Source organism: Microbacterium sp. VKM Ac-2923 (assembly GCF_022815605.1).
GTDB lineage: Bacteria > Actinomycetota > Actinomycetes > Actinomycetales > Microbacteriaceae > Microbacterium.
Map to the genome: position 1 here is coordinate 168,005 of NZ_JALGRP010000006.1, position 19,089 is coordinate 187,093.

General features: G+C 69.3%; 15 protein-coding genes. 2 read left to right on the forward strand and 13 right to left on the reverse strand.

The annotated features are described in order from the left end of the window. Window positions 1-23: 23 nt before the first annotated feature. From MT347_RS11920 to MT347_RS11965, 10 genes are all read right to left on the reverse strand, one after another. Window positions 24-536, reverse strand: a complete 513-nt coding sequence (locus MT347_RS11920) for a Na+/H+ antiporter subunit E (RefSeq protein WP_243501403.1) — start codon at window positions 534-536, stop codon at window positions 24-26. Then, window positions 533-2,299, reverse strand: a complete 1,767-nt coding sequence (locus MT347_RS11925) for a proton-conducting transporter membrane subunit (RefSeq protein WP_243501404.1) — start codon at window positions 2,297-2,299, stop codon at window positions 533-535. Before MT347_RS11925 ends, MT347_RS11920 begins: the two co-directional genes overlap by 4 nt. Beyond that, the gene (locus MT347_RS11930; protein WP_243501405.1) at window positions 2,296-3,861 is read right to left on the reverse strand and encodes a proton-conducting transporter membrane subunit; all 1,566 of its coding nucleotides are present in this window, start codon (window positions 3,859-3,861) and stop codon (window positions 2,296-2,298) included. The genes MT347_RS11925 and MT347_RS11930 overlap by 4 nt, the downstream gene beginning before the upstream one ends. Next, complete coding sequence (locus tag MT347_RS11935; RefSeq protein WP_243501406.1) at window positions 3,858-5,309, reverse strand: proton-conducting transporter membrane subunit; 1,452 nt, start codon at window positions 5,307-5,309, stop codon at window positions 3,858-3,860. Before MT347_RS11935 ends, MT347_RS11930 begins: the two co-directional genes overlap by 4 nt. Further along, a complete protein-coding gene (locus MT347_RS11940) occupies window positions 5,306-5,620 on the reverse strand; it encodes an NADH-quinone oxidoreductase subunit K (RefSeq protein WP_243501407.1) in 315 nt (104 codons plus the stop codon). The genes MT347_RS11935 and MT347_RS11940 overlap by 4 nt, the downstream gene beginning before the upstream one ends. Next, complete coding sequence (locus tag MT347_RS18410) at window positions 5,617-6,579, reverse strand: hydrogenase subunit MbhD domain-containing protein (RefSeq protein WP_243501408.1); 963 nt, start codon at window positions 6,577-6,579, stop codon at window positions 5,617-5,619. Before MT347_RS18410 ends, MT347_RS11940 begins: the two co-directional genes overlap by 4 nt. Then, window positions 6,576-6,998: a monovalent cation/H(+) antiporter subunit G gene (locus MT347_RS11950; RefSeq protein WP_243501409.1), complete on the reverse strand. Its 423-nt coding sequence runs from the start codon at window positions 6,996-6,998 to the stop codon at window positions 6,576-6,578. Before MT347_RS11950 ends, MT347_RS18410 begins: the two co-directional genes overlap by 4 nt. Next, window positions 6,995-7,255, reverse strand: coding sequence for a hypothetical protein (locus tag MT347_RS11955; RefSeq protein WP_243501410.1), 261 nt, complete (start codon window positions 7,253-7,255; stop codon window positions 6,995-6,997). Before MT347_RS11955 ends, MT347_RS11950 begins: the two co-directional genes overlap by 4 nt. A 147-nt stretch (window positions 7,256-7,402) precedes the next feature. Further along, on the reverse strand, window positions 7,403-8,365 hold the full coding sequence (locus MT347_RS11960) for a class A beta-lactamase-related serine hydrolase (protein WP_279391281.1): 963 nt from the start codon (window positions 8,363-8,365) through the stop codon (window positions 7,403-7,405). A gap of 48 nt (window positions 8,366-8,413) precedes the next feature. Further along, entirely contained in the window at window positions 8,414-10,396 is a 1,983-nt protein-coding gene (locus MT347_RS11965; RefSeq protein ID WP_243501412.1) for a M13 family metallopeptidase, read from the reverse strand. Window positions 10,397-10,489: 93 nt separating this feature from the next. Here MT347_RS11965 and MT347_RS11970 point away from each other — a divergent pair, with 93 nt between their 5' ends. Beyond that, window positions 10,490-11,818: an MATE family efflux transporter gene (locus MT347_RS11970; protein ID WP_243501413.1), complete on the forward strand. Its 1,329-nt coding sequence runs from the start codon at window positions 10,490-10,492 to the stop codon at window positions 11,816-11,818. Between the two features lie 201 nt (window positions 11,819-12,019). Here MT347_RS11970 and MT347_RS11975 read toward each other — a convergent pair whose 3' ends face one another. Then, a complete protein-coding gene (locus MT347_RS11975) occupies window positions 12,020-12,640 on the reverse strand; it encodes a TrmH family RNA methyltransferase (RefSeq protein WP_243501466.1) in 621 nt (206 codons plus the stop codon). 619 nt (window positions 12,641-13,259) lie between these two features. Between MT347_RS11975 and MT347_RS11980 the strand changes: the two genes are divergently transcribed. Continuing rightward, window positions 13,260-14,609: a hypothetical protein gene (locus MT347_RS11980; protein ID WP_243501414.1), complete on the forward strand. Its 1,350-nt coding sequence runs from the start codon at window positions 13,260-13,262 to the stop codon at window positions 14,607-14,609. On the opposite strand, the gene MT347_RS11985 is transcribed toward MT347_RS11980, so the two are convergent. Continuing rightward, window positions 14,593-16,410: a hypothetical protein gene (locus tag MT347_RS11985; protein ID WP_243501415.1), complete on the reverse strand. Its 1,818-nt coding sequence runs from the start codon at window positions 16,408-16,410 to the stop codon at window positions 14,593-14,595. The two genes, MT347_RS11980 and MT347_RS11985, sit on opposite strands and share 17 nt — an antisense overlap. After that, a complete protein-coding gene (locus tag MT347_RS11990; RefSeq protein WP_243501416.1) occupies window positions 16,410-19,004 on the reverse strand; it encodes a sensor histidine kinase in 2,595 nt (864 codons plus the stop codon). The genes MT347_RS11985 and MT347_RS11990 overlap by 1 nt, the downstream gene beginning before the upstream one ends. Between the last annotated feature and the right edge of the window lie 85 nt (window positions 19,005-19,089).

Genomic DNA, 19,089 nt, shown 5'->3' on the forward strand with positions numbered 1-19,089 from the left:
TGCGCGGGGACGGAACGACCGCCTCAGGCGAACGCCTCCTCCACACGGGCGAGCCGCTCCTCGAGCGCGGCGATCGAGGAGTGCACGTCGAGCGAGGGATCGATCACGTGAACCTCGAGCCGGGCGCCGTCCAGGCGTGCCGAGAGGCTGCCCGGCATGAGGTTCATCACGAGGGCGAGGGCGACGCGGGCCGGCCCCGACCGCAGACGCGTCTCGTACTCGCTCCAGCGCGGATCGATGTCGGCGCGCGGGAGGTGCAGCGCGCGACGCGCGACGTCGACGCCCCCGACCACCGAGCGCCAGAGCACCCACCCGGCGATCCCCAGGATGATCAGGATGCCGCGTACCCGCCGCCCCGCCAGACCCCGGTGATCCCCGCGGCGTGCGGTCCGCCGCCTCGGGAGGAGCACGTAGGTGACCGCCACCACGACGGGTACGGTCGCCAGGCCGTACACCAGGGCGGAGGCGGCGGCCTCGGTCGCCGCCAGCCACAGCAGAGCGACCGCACACAGGCGTACGAGCAGCGAGGCGATCACGGAGCACCTCCGATACCGACGGTGAGCCACAGCGCCGCGGCGAGCAGGACGACCAGCACCAGCCCCGAGCCCACCCAGGTACCCACGGAAGCCTGCACGCGTTCCAGGGCGGGCCAAGGGGTCGGGCTCCGACCCGCGGCCGCCAGCAGCGCGTCGCGCGTGCGGCCGAGGGAACCTGACGCCCACGCCAAGCCGCGACCGAGCGCGCGCGCCGCACGCTCCTCGACCACCACGATGTCGCCGGGAGGGACGACGTCGCCGCGCGGGTGCAGCACGCGCGAACCGGGGGCCCTGCGAGCGATCACCGCGGCCGCCCCGGCGATCACGAGGCCGAGCAGCAGCGGCCAGGTCTGGCCCCACATCGTCGAGGGCGAGAGCCAGTCGGGCATCGAGACGGGAGGCGCCCACGCCCGGGCGAGAAGGGCCACCGGTACCACCGCCGCCACCGACACGGCCACCCAGGCCACATCGCGCGTCACGGCCGTGCGGTGGACGTGCCGCGGACGACGCAGCAGGACGACGAAGAAGCGCACGAGGAGCAGGGTCGATCCCACCCCGAACCACGGCAGCACGTCGGCGACGGCGACCGGCAGGGCGGGCACGAGCACGTCGCCCACCGCCTCCTTCGCGGCGTACTTCGCAACGAACCCGCTCGTGAACGGCACGCCGACGAGCGCGAGGGATGCCACGGCGAGCGCGGCCAGCACGATCACGCGCGGCAGGCGCTCGGCATCCCACGCTTGCACCCCGAGGAAGAGCGCGCCCTTCACGAGACCGTGCGACACGCTGTAGACGACCACCGCGGCGACGCACGCCGGTGCGAGATCCGGAGCGAGAAGGGCGGCCCCGATCACCGCGGTGAGGAATCCCATCTGACTGATGCTGCTGTAGGCGAGTACGACCTTGGGATTGTCGTGCAGCACACCGACGGGTACCGCGAGCAGGCCGCCGACCAGTCCGAGTGCGAGGAAGACCCCGCCCCACGCCGGCTCGGAGCCCTCGCCGAGCGGAAGGAAGCGCAGCCACCCCACGATGCCGGCCTTGAGCATCGCACCCGACAGCACGGCGCTCGCGGGGCTGGGGGCCGCGGGGTGGGCGAGGGGAAGCCAGACGTGCAGCGGCACCGTGCCCGCCTTCACGCCGAAACCGAGGAGCAGCAGGGCGATCAACGCGTCGCGCCACGGCGAGGCGGCGACCGCGGCGGGGGCCTCGGCCACCTTCATCACCCCCTCGGACGCGAGGATCATCAACGCCGCGAGCACCGCGCACTCTCCGAGCACGGTGAGCACGAGGTAGATCGCCCCGGCCCGCCGCGCGCCGTCGGAGCGGTCGTGCACGACGATCGCCCAGCCGAGGAAGCTCATGGCCGCGAACGCGAGGTAGAACGTCACCAGGTCGGCGGCGATGAACACGGCGACATTGCCGGTGAAGCACAACAGCAGGAACGCCGTCAGCACGTGCGTGCGGTCGCTCTTGCCGCGCACGACGAACGACAGAGCCAGCCCGTACAGCGCCACGGCCATCATGACGAGCGGGCGGGCGATGCCGTCGACGGAGATCGTCGTTCCCAGCAGCATCCACCCGACCGTGTGCACACCGCCCGGATCCACGAGCGCGGCGACACCGGCGGGAACGACCGCGAGCCACGACAGGCGCACGACCCACGCGCGTGCCCGGTGGGAGCGCAGCCCGCCGAGGCGGCTGAGTGCACCGATCACCACGGCCACGGCGAGCGGGAGGAGGAATGCGGGGATCCAGATCACGGCCACGCTCCGTCCGCGATGATCTTGGCGATCGACCAGGGCGAGTACTCCCACCCGGCCGCGACCCCGAGCCCCACCACGACCACCGCGGTCGCCAGGGCGGGTAGGAGCAGTGCGGCGGGCGCCTCGAGTCGACGGACCCGCTCTCCTCCGGCGCCTTCTCCGCTCAGCTCGTCTTCGTCGACCGGCTCGGTGATGTCGGGCGCCGCACCCTCTGCCGCCTCCTTCACGGGGGCCTTGGTCCACATCGCGATGATCACTGGCAGGAAGTACGCCGCGTTCAGCATCGTGCTCGTCAGCAGCACGGCGACCACCCACGGCTGGTCGGCCTCGAGGCCGCCGACCCCCAGCGCCCACTTCGACACGAACCCGGCGAGAGGGGGGAGCCCGATCATGCCGAGCGCGGCGACGGTGAAGGCGGCAGTGGTCAGCGGCATCCGTCGCCCGACGCCGGCCAGCTGGCTGATCTTCGACAACCCCAGTTCTTCGGCGTACAGACCCGCGCAGAAGAACAGCGTGATCTTCATGAAGCCCTGGTTGACCATGTGCGCGATGGCGCCGGCGGTGGCGAGCGGGGCGAGCAGCGCTGCGCCGAGCGCGATGTAGGCCACCTGCGACACGGTCGAGTAGGCGAGACGTTTCTTCAGGTCGTCCTGCGCGAGTGCGCGCACCGATCCGTAGACGATGGTGACGGATGCCACGGCTGCCAGCACCGTGAGCAGGCCCAGGTCGGCGGCGGTCTGCAGGCCGAAGGTGTCCTCGACGATGCGGATGATGCCGAACGCTCCGGCCTTGACCACGGCGACGGCGTGGAGGAGGGCACTGACCGGGGCCGGCGCGACCATCGCCACCGGCAGCCACCCGTGCAGGGGGAACAGCGCGGCCTTCACCCCGACGCCGGTGAGCAGCAGTGCTCCGATGATCGTGGCGGCGACCGGGTCGCGTTGCGCGAACTCGACGACGTCCGGGATGCCACCGGGCTGGAACTCGACCGGACCCACCTCGAGGGTCAGCCACGCAACGCCGAGAAGCAGGACGACGCCGCCCACGAGCGTGTAGCCGAGATAGGTGCGCGCACCGCGCAGAGCCTCGGCCGTGCCGCGGTGGGCCACGAGCGGGTAGGTCACCAGGGTCAGCAGTTCGAAGAAGATGAGGAAGGTGACGAGGTTCTCGGCGAGGGCGATCCCGGTCGTCGCGGTCACGCACAGGCTGAAGAACCCGAAGAAGCGGCTGCGGTTGGGTGCGCCCTCGAGGTAGCCGATCGCGTAGACGGTCGTCGCGAGCCACAGACCCGCCGACAGGGCGACGAAGAACAACGAGAACGCGTCGGTGACGAAGACGATCGGTAGGCCGGGAATCCAGGCGAACTCCGCGCGCAGCTGCTCGCCCTGCAGCACGAACGGGATGAGCACGGCCACCAGGACGACCTTGGCGATCGCCCCGCCGAGGTTGAGGGTGGTGCGGATCCACCTCTTGTCTTCGGGTACCGCGAAGGTCAGCAGGGCGGGGACGAGCGAGGTGAGGATGAGGACCACGGGGATGGCGCTGGGGATGACGGTCACGACCCTCCCCCCGCCGGCAGCGTGTCGACCAGCAGGTCGACGAGGGGCCCGGGGAACAGCCCGAGGACCAGCGAGACCGCGGCCAGCGCGAAGGGCACAGCCGCCAGCCCACGCCGGGGCGTCTCGTGCGGCGGCGGCGGGTCCTCGCCGGGCATGTTGAACATCGCGGCGATCATGCGCCCGGTGTAGGCGAAGGTGAGCAGGCCCCCCACCAGGAGCACGGCGACCCACCACCAGGCGCCCTCGGCGAGCGCGCCCTGCAGCACCTGCCACTTGCCCACGAAGCCGAGCGCCGGGGGGAGGCCGGCCAGGCTCACGCCCGCGACCCCGATCGTGGCGACGGTCAGCGGCATGCGCGACAGCGCGCCGTGCAGGCCGTCGAGTCGGTCGTCGCCGTAGGCGATGACGAGCGAACCCGCCGCGAGGAACATCGCCGCTTTGGCGAGCCCGTGCGCGACCGCGAGCACGATGCCCCCGCTCCAGGCCGCGTCGGCCCCGACGGTCGAGCCGAGCAGGGGGAGCATGAGCACCAGGTAGCCGACCTGCGCGACGGTCGAGTACGCGATGACGGTCTTGAGACGGTCGCGTCGCAACGCCAGGATGCCGCCCCACACCACGGCCGCCGCTCCGGCCGCCGCGAGCGCGGTCGCCAGGACCGGGGTGAGACCCGTGGCGGGCCCGAGCTGCGAGAACACCCGCCAGAGCACGAACAGCGAGGCCTTGATGACCAGGGCCGACAGCAGCGCGCTCACCGCGGCGGGTGCGGCGGGGTGCGCCACGGGGAGCCAGGAATGCAGCGGGAACAGGGCCGTCTTGGCGGCCATGCCGACGGCGACGAGGGCGATGACAGCGCCGGCCGTGGCCCCGTCGGGCATGCGCTGGGCGACCGTTGCGAGGTCGAGCGCTCCGGTCTGGCCGTACACGAGGGCGACCGCGAGCAGGTAGAAGAGCGATCCGGTCACCGCGACGAAGAGGTAGCGCAGCGCCGGGGCGGTCGCCTTCCGGCCGCCGAGGGCGACCAGCCCGACGGCCGCGAGGGTGAGCAGTTCGAGCAGCACGTAGATGCTGAACAGGTCGCCCGCCACGAACACGCCGTTGACCGCCGTGAGAGCGATGCCGACGAGGGGCCAGAAAGCGGGCGAGCCGATCAGGCGGTCATCCAGCGCGCCGACGATCGTGACCGCGAGCACGACGAGCGTCCCGAGGGCGAGCATCGCCACCGACGGCCCGTCGGCCACCAGCGCGATCCCGAGCGGCGGCGCCCAGCCGGCGAGTTCGGTGCGCACCGATCCCGTGGATGCCACCTCCTCACCGATCGCCACGATCACCGCGCCGACGGCCGCGGTGGCGACGATGATGAGCGTCGGACGGACGCGAGCGGGGACGACGGCCGCGATCATCGCCCCGACCAACGGCACGAGGACGACGAGGGGAAGAAGAGCACTCACGAGCTTCCCTCCCCCGCGGGCGTCTCGTTCTCGGCATCCGTCTTCTCGATGCGACGGGCCAACGCCAGGGCGAGACCGGTGATGGCGGCCATGACGACGATCCCGGTGAGCACGAGGGCTTGGGGCACGGGGTCGGGGGCGACGCCGTCGGGGCGACGGTCGGCCAGCGCCAGGAAGACGAGCATGACACCGCCGGACGCGACGTTCAGCGTGACGATGCGCCGTATGAGGTCGCGGACCAGGAGGTGGACGGAGATTCCGACGGCGAAGATCGCGACCCCCGCCGCGAGGAAGAGCTGGAGGGTGGTCATCGGGGTGCTCCCTCGCGTGCAGAGGCGACCCGCGTCGCCGACACCTCGCCGCGCTCGACGTCGACCGCACCGGCCGCGAGGAAGATCCCGGCCAGCGCGACGGCGATCGACACCGAGAGCACGGCCTCGATCGCGAGGATCGCCGCGCCCGCCCAGGACGGGTCGAGACCGAGCCACGTGCCGGTCGCCGCGAGCCCGAACGCACCGAGCAGCACGAAGGCGAGTACGCCCCCGCCCGCGACGGCCAGAGCCCCGCGCCCCCGCGGGGTGGAGTACGGGATGCCGCAGAGGTGGGCGATCACCAGGGCCGCCGCCCCCAGGGCGCCGGCCTGGAAGGCCCCGCCGGGCTGACGGGAGCCGGCGACGAGGATCCACAGCGCCAGGACGAGCAGCACCGGTACGAGCACCAGCGCCAGGGCTCGGCGCACGGGCTCCGCCTCGCGCACGGGACGCACGCGCTCGCGGGCCACCGCGCCCACCGCGATGACGGCGGTGACCAGCACGGCGATCTCGAGCAGGGTGTCGAGGCTGCGGTAGTTCAAGAGCACCGCCGTGACCGGGTTGCTCACCCCGGTGCGATCGAGCTGCGCGAACGCGTCCGCGGCGAGCGGAGCGGGCACACGCGGAAGTTGTCGCACGACGATGACGAGCGCCACGGCGGACGCCCCGCCCAGCGCGACCCCCAGCAGGGCGCGCCTGCCGTCGCCGCTCCCCGCTGGAGCGGGGGTGCGGCGCTCGAGGGCGTCGACGAGGAGCGCCCCGGCGATGCCACCGCCCAGTGCCGCTTCGGCGATCGCGACGTCGGGTGCGTCGACACGGCCCCACAGCACCGCCAGCAGGATGCCGAAGACGAGGAACGCGGTGGTCCCCGCGGCCCGCTTCGGTGCGAGCACGGCGACGAGGGCGGTCACCACCACCGCCCCGACGGTGACCACGTCGAGGATGTCGAGACCGCTCACTCGTCGACCTCGGCCCCGTGCCGACGGCGCTCCGGGCGCGCCCTCGGGCTCCCGGCATCCGGGCCCTCATCCGCCGAGTCGGCGACCGTCGGACTCGGGGCCCGCGGGGTCTTCGCTCCCGAGAGCTCCCTCGCCCGCGCGTGACCGGCGAGCAGGTGCGAGTTGGCGGCTGTGCCGAGCAGCGCCAGCAGCCAGATGAGCACGAGTTTGAGGGCGACGCCGAGGGGCGAGCCGTCGTCCGGCCGCGTGGACACGTCGACGATGAGAGCGGCGACGATGAATCCCAGGCCGAGGTTGTCGGCCTTCGCCACCGCGTGCAGACGCGTCGGCAGATCGGGGAAGCGGACAAGCCCGACCGTGCCCACGACGACGAAGAAGGTGCCGACGGCGAGAAGGGCGAACACGATCACGTCGATCATCGCGGCTGCCGCCTGGTGTAGACGACCACCGCGACCGTGGCGAGCGCGACGACCGTGATGGCGACGTCGCGAAGGGCCGGGACGTCGAGTGCCGACGCCAGCACGATGAAGAGCGCGGCACCGCTCGTTCCGAGCAGCACGAAGGCGGTGAGGCGGTCTTCGGCGGTCGGCCCTCGCACGCCGCGCCAGAGACCCGCCACGATGCAGGCCACGAGGACCGCCGCCACCGCGACGAGAGCGAGGTCGATCGCGCCCATCGGTGCTCCTCCCCGGCTCGCCGACTGCGTTTCGAGGACTGTACCGAAGGGGTACGACATCGCCGCCGCGGCTGGCGTGCAGTCGCGACCGTACGGTATGAACGCTCGACCACGTCCCCGAAGGACACCCGCCGGACGACCGCGACGTCAGTACACGTACTCCATGAGTTCGACCCCGAGCACGCGGAACGCGTCGTGCGCGCGGAGACGGTGCGCGACAGTGAGGTCGTCGAAGTTGACGATCAGCGCGTAGGCCACCCCCGACCGGGGGCCGCCGAGCACTCCCGCCTCGGCGCGCACACCGGCTGCGCGACCGGTCTTGTTCACGAACAGCAATCCATGCTGGTCGTTCTCGTGCGCGAAGGGATCGAGGCCGGTGGCGGATGCCACGAGCGAGAGGTCGTGGTTCAGGCTCAGCCACTCCGCGACCTGGGCGCTCACGCCGGGCGACACGACCGTCGAGTTCACGAGCCCCGCGAACACGTGCGCCATCTCGCGCGCGGTCGAGAGTGCCAGGTGCGGGGCGTCGTCGGGTCCCCGGTCATCGCGGTAGCGGTCGAGCAGAGCCGTGCGCCGCAGCCCCAGCAGCTCGATCCGCGCCCGCACGGCGTGGAGTCCCACCCGGTGCAGCAGCGCGTTGACGGCGAGGGCGTCGCCCGACGACGCCGCCAGCATCGCGACGTCGATCAGCGGCAGAGCCGGCGCCTTCAGGTGCTGCCACACGCCGCCGTGCGCCGCTCCCTGCACCGTGGTGCGGTCGACGATCTCGAGCGGGTCGATCCGCCCCTCCTCGAAGGCCGCGGCCACCTCGATCAGCAGCGGCACGACCCCCACCCCGCCGACCGGCAGGGTGACGAAGTCGTCGCCCGCCAGCACCTGCGACCCCCCGTCGAGGTCGTCGATGCGCACCGAGACCTGGGCCCCCGACGCGGCGAGCTCGTCGAGGGCGCGCAGCGTCGCCGTGAACGAGCGCCTGCCCGCAGCCGCGCGGCGCGGCAGGCGTGCGGGACCCTTGCGGCCGGCACTCCGAAGGGCCGGGGCGTCGCGTCGCGACGACGCCACCGGCCCGCCCGCGGGATCGGGCAGGGAGGGTTCGGGAACCGGGGGCATGCCCACGAGCGTGGCTCCTTCCGGGTCAGGAAGACAACAAACGCGACCTCACCAAATGGTGACGCGCTGGTCGGCGTCGAGCCAGAGGGCATCGCCCTCGGTCACGTCGAAGGCCGCGTAGAACGCGTCGATGTTACGCACGATCTGGTTGCACCGGAACTCGTTCGGCGAGTGCGGATCGATGGTGAGAAGGCGGATGGTCTCGGCATCCCGGCCCTTCTGCTGCCAGATCTGCGCCCAGCTGAGCAGCAGCCGCTGGATGCCGGTGTACCCGTCGACCACGGGCCCATCGCCCTCGGTTTCACCCTGCTCGGCGAGGAACAGCCGGTACGCGGCGATCGCGATGCCGAGGCCGCCCAGGTCGCCGATGTTCTCACCGATGGTGAGCGCTCCGTTGACGTGATGTTCCTCACCGAGTCCCCGGGGGACGAGCTCCTCGTACTGGGCGATGAGGGCCTTCGTACGCTCCTCGAACGCCGCGCGGTCGGCATCCGTCCACCAGTCGCGCAGCGACCCGTCGGCATCGAAGCGGCTGCCCTGGTCGTCGAACCCGTGCCCGATCTCGTGACCGATGACCGCGCCGATCCCGCCGTAATTGGCGGCGGCGTCGCGGTCGGCGTCGAAGAAGGGGTACTGCAGGATCGCCGCAGGGAACACGATCTCGTTCATGAGCGGGTTGTAGTACGCGTTGACCGTCTGCGGGGTCATGTACCACTCGTCGCGGTCGATCGGCTGGCCCACCTTCGCGAGCTGGCGATCGTGCTCCCACACGTGCGCACGGCGGACGTTGCCGACGAGATCGGTCGCGTCGACCTCGACGGCGGAGTAGTCCTTCCACCGCACCGGATAGCCGATCTTCGGCACGAACGTGTCGAGCTTGGCGAGTGCGCGCTCGCGCGTCTCCCCCGTCATCCACTCGAGGTTCTGGATCGAATGGCGGTACGCCTCGATCAGGTGGGCCACCAGACCGTCCATGGCATCCTTGGCGGTCGGCTTGAAGTGGCGTTCCACGTAGACCTTGCCGATCGCCTCGCCCAGGGCCGCCTCCACCAGGCTCACGCCGCGCTTCCACCGCTCCCGGTTGACGGGCACGCCGGTGAGCTGCGTGCCGTAGAACGCGAAGTTCTCGGCCACGAACTCGTCGGAGAGGAAAGCCGCTGCCGCGTGCACGATCTTGAAGCGCAGCCATGCCTTCCAGTCATCGAGACGCTCCTGCACGAGCAGCCCGCCGAGCGACTCGACGAAGCTCGGCTGATACACGACGACCTCGGCGAACGCGCCCTCGTGTCCCGGCGCCACGCCGGCCCGCCAGGGCTCGAGGTCGACGCCGGCGAGCGCGACGGTGTCGTCCCACGACTTCAGGTTGTAGGTCTTGACCGAGTCGCGGCTGTTTTCACGCGACCAGTGCGCCGAGGCGATCTCGGTCTCGAGCGCGAACACGCGATCGGCGGATGCCGCGGTGTCGGCGACGCCGGCGAGTTCGAGGATGCGCGCGATGTGCCCGCGGTACGCCTCACGCGTCTCGGCGAAGTTGTCGAGGCGGTAGTAGCTCTCGTCGGGAAGCGAGATGCCGCCCTGGTAGATCATGGGCACGTACCGCGTCGGGTCGCCCGGATCGGGCTCGACGAAGAGGGTGAGCAGGCCGCTGATCCCGTCGCGCTCGAGCTCGCCGACGAGCCGGAGGAAAGAGGGGATGCCGCCGACGCCGTCGACGCGGTCGAGTTGCGCCGCGAGCGGCTCGCGGCCCAGCGCCTCGATGCGCTCGGCATCCATGAAGCTGGCGAACAGGTCGCCGATCTTGCGGGCTTCGCTGCCGGGCTCGGCGTTCTGCGACTCCTGGACGATCGTGCGCACGTCGGCCTCGGCCTGTTCGGCGATGAGGTGGAACGAGCCCCAGCGGGCCTTGTCGTCGGGGATCTCGGTGCGCTCCAGCCAGCTGCCGTTCACGTGGCGGAACAGGTCGTCCTGCGGGCGGATCTCGTCGCTGAGCTCGTCGAGCGCGAGACCGGAGGAGCGGGGGATGTCGGTCATGCAGACAGGATAAAGGCCCGTTCTCTGTGCCGGCTCCGAACGAGCAGCGGGTGAGGCCGGCTCGGTGTCGGGGGTGCGTCCTAGGCTCGAAGAGTGACGAGTCCGCCGCCCGAGACGCTGAACCGCTCCATCTTGCGGCTCGCCGTTCCCGCGCTCGGGGCGCTCATCGCCGAGCCACTGTTCCTCATCGTCGACGCGGCGATGGTCGGGCACCTCGGCGTCGAGCCCTTGGCGGGTCTGGGCATCGCCGGGGCGGTGCTGCACACGATCGTCGGGCTGATGGTGTTCCTGGCGTACGCCACCACGCCGGCCGTCGCCCGTCGCTTCGGTGCGGGCGACCACGGGCGCGCCGTGTCGGTCGGCATCGACGGCATGTGGCTGGCGCTCGCGCTCGGGGCCGTGCTCGCCGCGGTCGGATCCATCGTCGCGCCCCAGGTGATCGATGTCTTCGGCGCCGCGCCCGGCGTCGCCGAGAACGCCCGCACCTACCTCACGATCTCGATGTGGGGTCTCCCCGCGATGCTGGTCGTCTTCGCGGCGACCGGCCTGCTGCGGGGCATGCAGAACACGGTGACCCCCCTGTGGATCGCCGGCCTCGGCTTCGGCGCCAACGCCCTGCTGAACGCGCTGTTCATCTACGGGTTCGGGTGGGGGATCGCGGGCTCCGCCATCGGCACGGTCGTCGCGCAGTGGGGCATGGTCGCCGCGTACGTGCTCGTCGTGCGCCGCTTGGCGCGCCGACACTCGGCATCCGTCCGCCCGCAGCGCGAGGGACTCGGCGGCACCGTCCGATCGGGCGGCTGGCTGTTCCTGCGCACCGTGAGCCTGCGCGCGGCCTTCCTCGCCACGGTCGCGGTCGCCACCGGGCTCGGATCGGCCGAGCTCGCCGGGTGGCAGATCGCCTTCACCATCTTCTCCACCGCGGCCTTCGCCCTCGACGCGCTGGCGATCGCCGCACAGGCACTGATCGGACGCGCGCTCGGCGCCGACGACACCGACACGGTCGGGCGGGTGCTCGCTCGCACCAGCGCGTGGGGGGTGTGGTTCGGCGTGGCCGTCGGGGGTCTCGTCGCGGCGTCGTCGGGGGTGCTCGGCCTCGTCTTCACGGGGGATGCCGAGATCGCGGCGCTCATCCAGCCCGCCCTCCTGGTGCTCGCTGTGGCGCAGCCGCTCGCCGCGTTCGTCTTCGTGCTCGACGGTGTGCTGATCGGCGCGGGCGATGCGCGCTACCTCGCCATCGCGGGCGTGCTGAACCTCGTGCCGTACGTGCCCGCGCTCGTTCTCGTCGGGGTCTTCGCCGGGGGCGGCGCGGCGGGACTCGCGTGGGTGGCCGCGGCGTTCTTCGGCGTCTACATGCTCGCGCGGGCGCTCACGCTCGGTCTGCGCGTACGCGGGAAGGCGTGGATGACGGCGGGCGGCTGAACCCACGCACGCCCGAGCCCGCGCACGCCCGAGGCCCCCACCCCGCGCAGGCCCGAGGTCGCCGAGCCTGCGCACGCCCGAGGTCGCCGAGCCCGCGCGCGCCCGACGTCGCCTCGTCTACGCGCCCCCGCCGCCCGAGCCCGCGCACGCCCGAGGTCCCTGAGCCCGTCGAAGGGACCGGCCCCTGCCACCCGGCGCGGCTCACGCCCAGCGGCGGCACCACTCGTACATGATGACGGCCGCCGCCGAGGCGGCGTTGATCGAGCGGGTCGATCCGTACTGCGTGATCTCGATCACGCCGGTCGCGGCGGCGATCGCCTCGGGAGACAGGCCCGGGCCTTCCTGCCCGAACAGCAGCACGCAGCTCTCGGGCAGCTCCGCCCGGTCGACGGGAACGGAACCGTCGACGTTGTCGACCGCGATCACGGGCAGTCCCGCCTCGCGCGCCCACGCGGCGAAGGCCGCGACGTCTTCGTGGTGGCGCACGTGCTGGTAGCGGTCGGTCACCATCGCGCCGCGGCGGTTCCACCGGCGTTTGCCCACGATGTGCACCTCGGCCGCGAGGAACGCGTTGGCGCTGCGCACGATCGAGCCGATGTTGAGGTCGTGCTGCCAGTTCTCGATGGCGACGTGGAACGGATGCCGCCTCGCATCGAGGTCGGCGACGATCGCCTCCATCGTCCAGTACCGATAGGCGTCGACGACGTTGCGGGTGTCGCCGTTGGCCAGCAGCTCAGGGTCGAAGCGCGGGTCGTCCGGCGCGTCACCCGCCCACGGCCCGACCCCGTACGTCACGCCGACGGGTGGTTCGTCGCCCGCCACGGGATCCGCCGACGTCCGCGCGGCCCGCGGCGACTCGTTCGCGGCATCCGTCGGGTCGGCATCGCCCGCGGCGCCGGACGCCGGCGTGGTCTTGTCGGCATCCGTCACCGCCCCAGGCTACCCGCGCGGGCGGGACGCCCTCACGGGCCGGCGGGGACCGCGGGCCGTCGAACCGGGGGCCTGAGCTGGACCCAGGAGCCGGGACGCGGCGGCGCCCGCCCCCGATCCGGGGCTCGAGCCGGACTCGCGGGCCCCGTCCGGCCGCGTGCCGAGCGGGGAGGCGGGAGTCCCCACGGGTCGGGGGTGATTACGGGAGGGGAAGACGGATGCTGACAGCCATCTTGCTGACTTGGCTCACAGGTGCGGGACCGGTGTTCTGGCAGTTTCTGGATGCGTGTGCCGGTCCTATAGCCAGCCTCGGAACCGTGGGGTACAACCGAGAGATACGCAGCGGCTGGGCCCGTCGGTCACCGCAGCGCGACCCAGACTAGCGACGCCCGCGCGACCTCCAGGGCACGGAAGGGCGCGCATAGAGCACCGGGATGATGCGCCGGCGGGGATGTCGAAGCCGAGACGGACCCCGCGCAACCAATAGAATTCAGCGAAGACAGGAGGATCAGTGCACACTTCAGCCGCTGAGGTCGGGGACTCACGGCCCAAGGAGCTCGCACTCGCCCTCGCACGCCATGAGCGCGATGACCCGGGGTTCTGGGATTTCGCCACCAATCGACGCCAGGGCGGTCATGCCTTCTTCCAGTACCCGGCGATGATGGTGCCGGAGCTGCAGGGCACTCTGCTGGATGACTTGTTGGCGGTTGCGCCTGACACGACCTGCATCTACGACCCGTTTCTGGGTTCGGGCACGGTCCTGCTTGAGTCGGCCTATCGCGGTCTCGCTTTCTTCGGCACGGACATCAACCCGATGGCGACTCTCCTCAGCCGCGTGAAGGCGGATCCGCCGTCGGAGGAGGAAGCAGCTGCTGCGGTCACCCGGGTGGTGACACGCGCCAGCGCAGCGGGCGACGAGGAACTACACGAGTTCACGAACCGGGACAAGTGGTTCAACTCCGACGTCGCTCTGGAGCTGACCCGCCTACGCGCTTCGATCTGCAAAGAGAACGAAGCGCGACTGCGCCGATTCCTGTGGGTCTGTTTGGCGGAAACGATCCGCATGGTCTCGAACTCACGGACATCGACGTTCAAGCTTCACGTCTACGCGGCCAAGGACCTCGCCGCCCGAAAGCCCCACGCCATCGAAACCTTTACCTCGATTGGCGCCTCCAACGCGGCTCGCGCCGGCGAGCACTGGCGCCGCATCCACTCGTTACCAGAAGACCGCAAGGCTGGAGCGATCTCGATCGTCCGCGGCTCCGTCCTCGACGACGTCAATGTGCCGGTTCGGGTGGACGCCATTATGACCTCGCCGCCCTACGGGGACAACGACACCACTGTTCCCTACGGCCAGCACAGTTACCTCCCGCTGCAGTGGATCGACCATGCAGACCTGGGCGCGGACTTCGATGCCGACCTCATCCGTTCGACGGGGCGGCTGGACACGGTCAGCCTGGGCGGCTCCCTCGTGAACGCGCTCAACCCTGCGGATCGCGCCCGGTTGGAGACAGCGTCACCGGCGCTCCGGGACTTCAATGCCACACTCGAAGCGACCCCCGCGCTTCTGAAGAAGGTTCTGTCCTTCAGCCGCGATTACGAGCTCGCTCTGCGCCGCAGCACCCGCCCGCTGCGGGAGGGCGGCTTCAGCTTCTGGACGCTCGGGCAGCGCCGCGTCGGCGGCCTCGAACTCCCGCTGGTGCGGATCACGGCGGAGTTCCTGATGGCGCTGGGCCACAGCGAGGTGACAACCATCATCCGTCAGCTACCGCGGGGGCGGAAGCGGATGGCGATGCGCAACAACATCGGCGCGACGATGGCGACCGAGCATGTCCTGGTGATGGCTAAGGGGAATCAGTGACGCTTGCGGCTTCGAACGCGGGCCGAGCCGCGTAGCTCATCGTCAGAGACGCAACGTTGACCGCGACGTCGGACCGCACGCGAGCCACCCGCTTCAACCCGTACTCCAGCGTTCTCGCGGTCGAATCAATTCGCACGGAGACGCCACGCGACTTCTCCATGCTTCCCAGCGCGTAGGAAGCCGCCAGCCGGCAGAGATGCTCCTCCGAGTTCGACACCCCTGCGAGATGCTTTTCAGCCGTGGCGAACTGGTTGATGGCTTTGTCCGCCCACTTCAGCAGCACCGCCTGCCTTGTAACCCAGCCCTCTGCCATGGGACGAAGATCTGGCGTTGCCGGGGTCAGGATCGCGGTCCCGTCCGCTCGGAAAACCGTCGCATCCAGCGCCTGCGCAGGGACGACGATGCTGTTCGTGAACTTCGCACCCCACCGCACGTCATCTTGGTTGAGGTATCCGAGATCGTGGTAGAGGTTCTTCTTGCTTGGATACTTCGCGAAGTCTGCCTCGTCGAGCGGTTCGAAGGGGTGAAGGACGAGTTCTACCACCGATCCCCGCGATCCGTTACGCCGGAGCGAGAGATCGCAGGCCTGGGCGAGAAGGATGAACAGAGACGACTTCGTGGTAGCACCGGAAGTGACGCCTTGGGGAAGCCATGTCCGCTCGAATATGTCTCCCACCTCGAGGGGAAGCCCGAGATCGTTGAAAAGGTTGGACGGTTCGAAGGTGTCGGCGTGCTGGAGCTGTCGAATCTGTTTCCCCGGTTTCCCGGCGGTGATGTAATTGGCGACAGTTCCCTCACGCAGCTTTGGCAGTAGCGCCGCTGCGACAGGGGATCGGACGGCCTCAGTTATGAGTTGGTGGTAGCGACGTTGGGCGAGGCGGAGCGGGTGCTCGAGCTCGAATGCGCCCTCCTTCTGCGCCATCGCTATCGCACCGACTAGCGAATGATCCTCGAGGGTGTCGAAGTGCTCGAGGACTTGCGCATGCGCGGCGGTCAGAGCGTCCTTCGCGAGCTTGCGGTACTCGCTGATCTCACTTACCAGCAGAAGCGTTCTAACTGCGGCGGGGAACTGGGTGGGGTCTTTCAATCTGAACTTACCAATCGCGAGCACCCGGTTGGCGTTCGCCAGGTAGAGGTTTCGGAGCCGCTCTGTCGCGGCCCGTTCACCGTCGTCATCGAGGGCTTCACGCGTCAGCAACCCGGCGTGGACATGAGACCCGCTGGTTTGCAACACCTCGGCAAGGAGCTGCTCCCCGGTATCCTTCCCACCACCAGCATCCGCCTCTCGGGTGAAGTTCTTATCGATGAGCACCAGTACGGGGGTCGGGTCGATGAGGTCGTTATTGGCGCCTGCTCGCCACTGAGCCAGCGAGTACTGCTTCAGATCGGCTGCATCGCGGAGAAATTCGCGCAGCAGCTCCGGAGCCTGCACGTCATCCGCGGTCTCCTCCTCGCGAACATCGGCGTCGAGATCATCGCGTTGGGTGATGGCGGCCTGTGTGAGGGCGAACTTGTTTCGCTCCGTGAATGACGACCAATTGTCCGTGATGAAGTCAGCGACCGCGAACGCGTTCTCCCCATCGACGGTCTCAAATCCCAATGCCGCATCCACGTTCTGCAAGATATCCACGAGAGGTACCCGCAGCGCGTCTACAGCCATCAGCTGGGTAGTCACGGTCACGGGATCGGAGAACAGCGGAGCGTCGTTGTAGTCGTCGATGCTGATGACTCGCTCGATCTTCAGTGCCGCAAGCAGCTCGCGCATCGTTCGCTGCGCAGCAGCTTTCGAGTCCTCATCCATCAGTCGACCACTTCCCCCAAAGTTCCGCTGGTGATGCTTGTTCTCAAGTCGAGTTCGAAAGTCCGCGGTCGCTGACCGTCAGCGTCGCGACGTAACGTGATGCTGCCGCCTTCGGACTCGACGAGCTGCCGCACGACGAAGAGCCCGAGTCCACGCCCTTCCAGTTCGGGCTTGGTCGTGACGAACGCGTCGAATAGCGAGTCCTGCACCGAAGGATTCACGCCGGGACCGTTGTCGGTGATCAGCAGCCAGGGCGAGTCGATAGTGAGGGCAATCTGTCCGCGGGTGATGTTCTCCTGTTGGAGAGAACGGCGAACCCAGTACTCGGCGTTCAGCACAAGGTTGTCCACAATCTGGGTGAGCTTGCCGTCGTTGAACTTGACCCGGAAGTCGTTGACCACGTTCAAGTCGAGGTCGATCCCTGCCGGCTTGAGGCGACTGCGGTGATACTCCAGAACCGGGCCGAGCATCAACGAGAGTGCGCCCACGGTCTTGCGTTCGCGTCGGAAGCGCAAGGAGGGATTCAGCCGAGCGGACTGTCGCAACAGCTCGTTCGAGGATGTTCTGACCTGGTCGGCAAAGCCAAGCGTGCGCGTATCGCGAGGCTCCTGCGCGCGTAGGTAGTCCAGGATCTGGTAGCTGCGACCGCGGAGCCGCTCGCCGATGTTGTCCACCTCATGTGCCAGCAGCTCCGCGCTCAGCCCGAGCGCTACCGATTCCCACGCGTCGGCGATGCGGCGTTCGGCGACGGCGAGCTTGTCCTCGAGCAGGGCCGCGGAACCGGAGAGTTCTTGCAGGATCAACCACACTCGATTGGATTCGGTAAGCGACAGTTCCAGCTTCTGCTGCGCCGCCTGCAGTTCGCTGGTCGCAGCATTCACAGAGTTGCGCAGGGCCGGGTCCGACCAGACTGTGTTGGTGGCCTCCATGCTCGAAGCGACGAGTCGCTCTACGGTTCGCGACAGCTGGCCCATGCCCTCGCGTGCCGCTGTGGCTGCGTTTCGAGTCTGGCGGGCCTGCTGCAGCTGTTCATCGATGTGCCCGACGATCTCAGCGGGAGTCGCAGTCTCGGGAAGGAATGTTGCCTCCAGAGCCTCACGGCGATAGTCATTCCATTCGCGGCGGACCAGTTCAATGCAGAGCCGCGCTTCAGAGACGACGATCCTCATCAACGCGTAGAAGCTTCGCCAAGCGAGCGTGTCTCGGAACGCTTCACGACTGGAGGTTTCCTCCAGTCCCGTGTTGTGCTCAACGGTCAAGTTGACGTACCCGGCGGTGTTGTCCGGGCGCAGGCCGTAATACGACGTAGCCGTCGTCTGCTGTCCCGCCAAATCCAACCAGTCCTTCGCCAGGCGGATGCCAAACCCGTCCCGAAAGACCCGAATACCGCTGAGAGCCTTGGCGAAGCGGCGGGTATCAAGCTCCGCCGGATCAACGTCGTCCTCGACCGACCGAGCGAGATCGAACGAGTATGTGCTGATTTCCCCCGAGAAGGATCCGGGGTCTACCGCGGAGGCATCGCCGACCTCAGTGAGCGCGATGGCGCGTCTGAATCGAAGGAAATAGCGGTCATCCCCCATCTCCATCCCTCGCTCAGCCGCTCGCTTGGGCTTGGAGTCGAAGATGGATTGAGCGAACGCGTAGCCGCCATCCGGTGGAATGAGCTCCTTGTAGGCGCGCTTCTCCTTAGGGTTGCGCCCTGAGAGCAGGGCGTGGTTGAGCTCGCTCTCAACCGTCAGTACGCCGTCGGCGTAGTTGAACGACATGTGCCACGGCGCGCTGTCCAGCAACTTCTTCGCCTGCTGACGAAGGTCGAGGCTGCGCGTGTTGAGCGTGACGGACACCGTCAGATCGGAGGCCCTGTCGTAGGGCGAGATGATGCTCGTCAGCTCCTGTTGCAGGTCCAGATCTGCTCGCGACGTCCAGTACCCGCGGTTGCTCAGGCCGAGGACTGTGACGGTGGTGCCCGCTGGCCGCTCGGGAATAACTTCGCTGTCGACGCGAAGGCTGACCGAGCCGAGGCTGTCTGCGACGTCGAAGCGCGTCCAGTCGATGATGACGCGATGACGCTGGTCGCCAAAGGCCTCACCGAACTTCGTCGAAGCTCCCGGCTCTCCCTCAAACCGCGCGACCGGTACCGTTTCAAGCAGTACCGCCCGCCCCAACCGCTGCACGCCGAGACGCCCCAAGCCCTTGTCGCCGAGAGGAACGCGGGCGCCGCGGGTCTTGCCGCCCCGGGCTTTCAGGATGCGCTTCTCGCTGTAGCTCACCGTCAGCCACCCCCTACGGATCGCATTCAGATTCATCCCCGTGCCGTTGTCGGTGACCCGCACCATGCCGAGGACTGCGCCCGGTTCGTCGCCATCCTCGAGGAGCTCCCCGGTGTCGCGGGAGTACCAGTTCTCGGTGTCGACCGTCACCCGCACGACACGGGCATCGGCATCGTACGAGTTCTTTATTAGCTCCGAGAGCGCCTGGGCGTCGTCACTGATGAGGTCTTCGCCCAACTTAAAGAGTACCGACGGGTGCACATCGAAGTGCATAACGGCCTGTCGTTCAGCGCTCGTGCTGGCCGTTTGCGAGTCGTTCGACACCGTGGCTGCTCCTGTCAGTCTGGCTCTGAGGTCCTCACGTGATTCCTATCACGACCGCGGTTCCTGCTCCGACTCGCCCCGGCCC

Excerpts from the sequence above, each read along its gene's own strand:
- MT347_RS11940 (WP_243501407.1), bottom strand. The coding sequence starts at position 5,620 with ATGACCACCCTCCAGCTCTTCCTCGCGGCGGGGGTCGCGATCTTCGCC.
- MT347_RS11950 (WP_243501409.1), bottom strand. The coding sequence starts at position 6,998 with ATGATCGACGTGATCGTGTTCGCCCTTCTCGCCGTCGGCACCTTCTTC.
- MT347_RS11955 (WP_243501410.1), bottom strand. The coding sequence starts at position 7,255 with ATGGGCGCGATCGACCTCGCTCTCGTCGCGGTGGCGGCGGTCCTCGTG.
- MT347_RS11960 (WP_279391281.1), bottom strand. The coding sequence starts at position 8,365 with ATGCCCCCGGTTCCCGAACCCTCCCTGCCCGATCCCGCGGGCGGGCCG.
- MT347_RS11965 (WP_243501412.1), bottom strand. The coding sequence starts at position 10,396 with ATGACCGACATCCCCCGCTCCTCCGGTCTCGCGCTCGACGAGCTCAGC.
- MT347_RS11985 (WP_243501415.1), bottom strand. The coding sequence starts at position 16,410 with ATGGATGAGGACTCGAAAGCTGCTGCGCAGCGAACGATGCGCGAGCTG.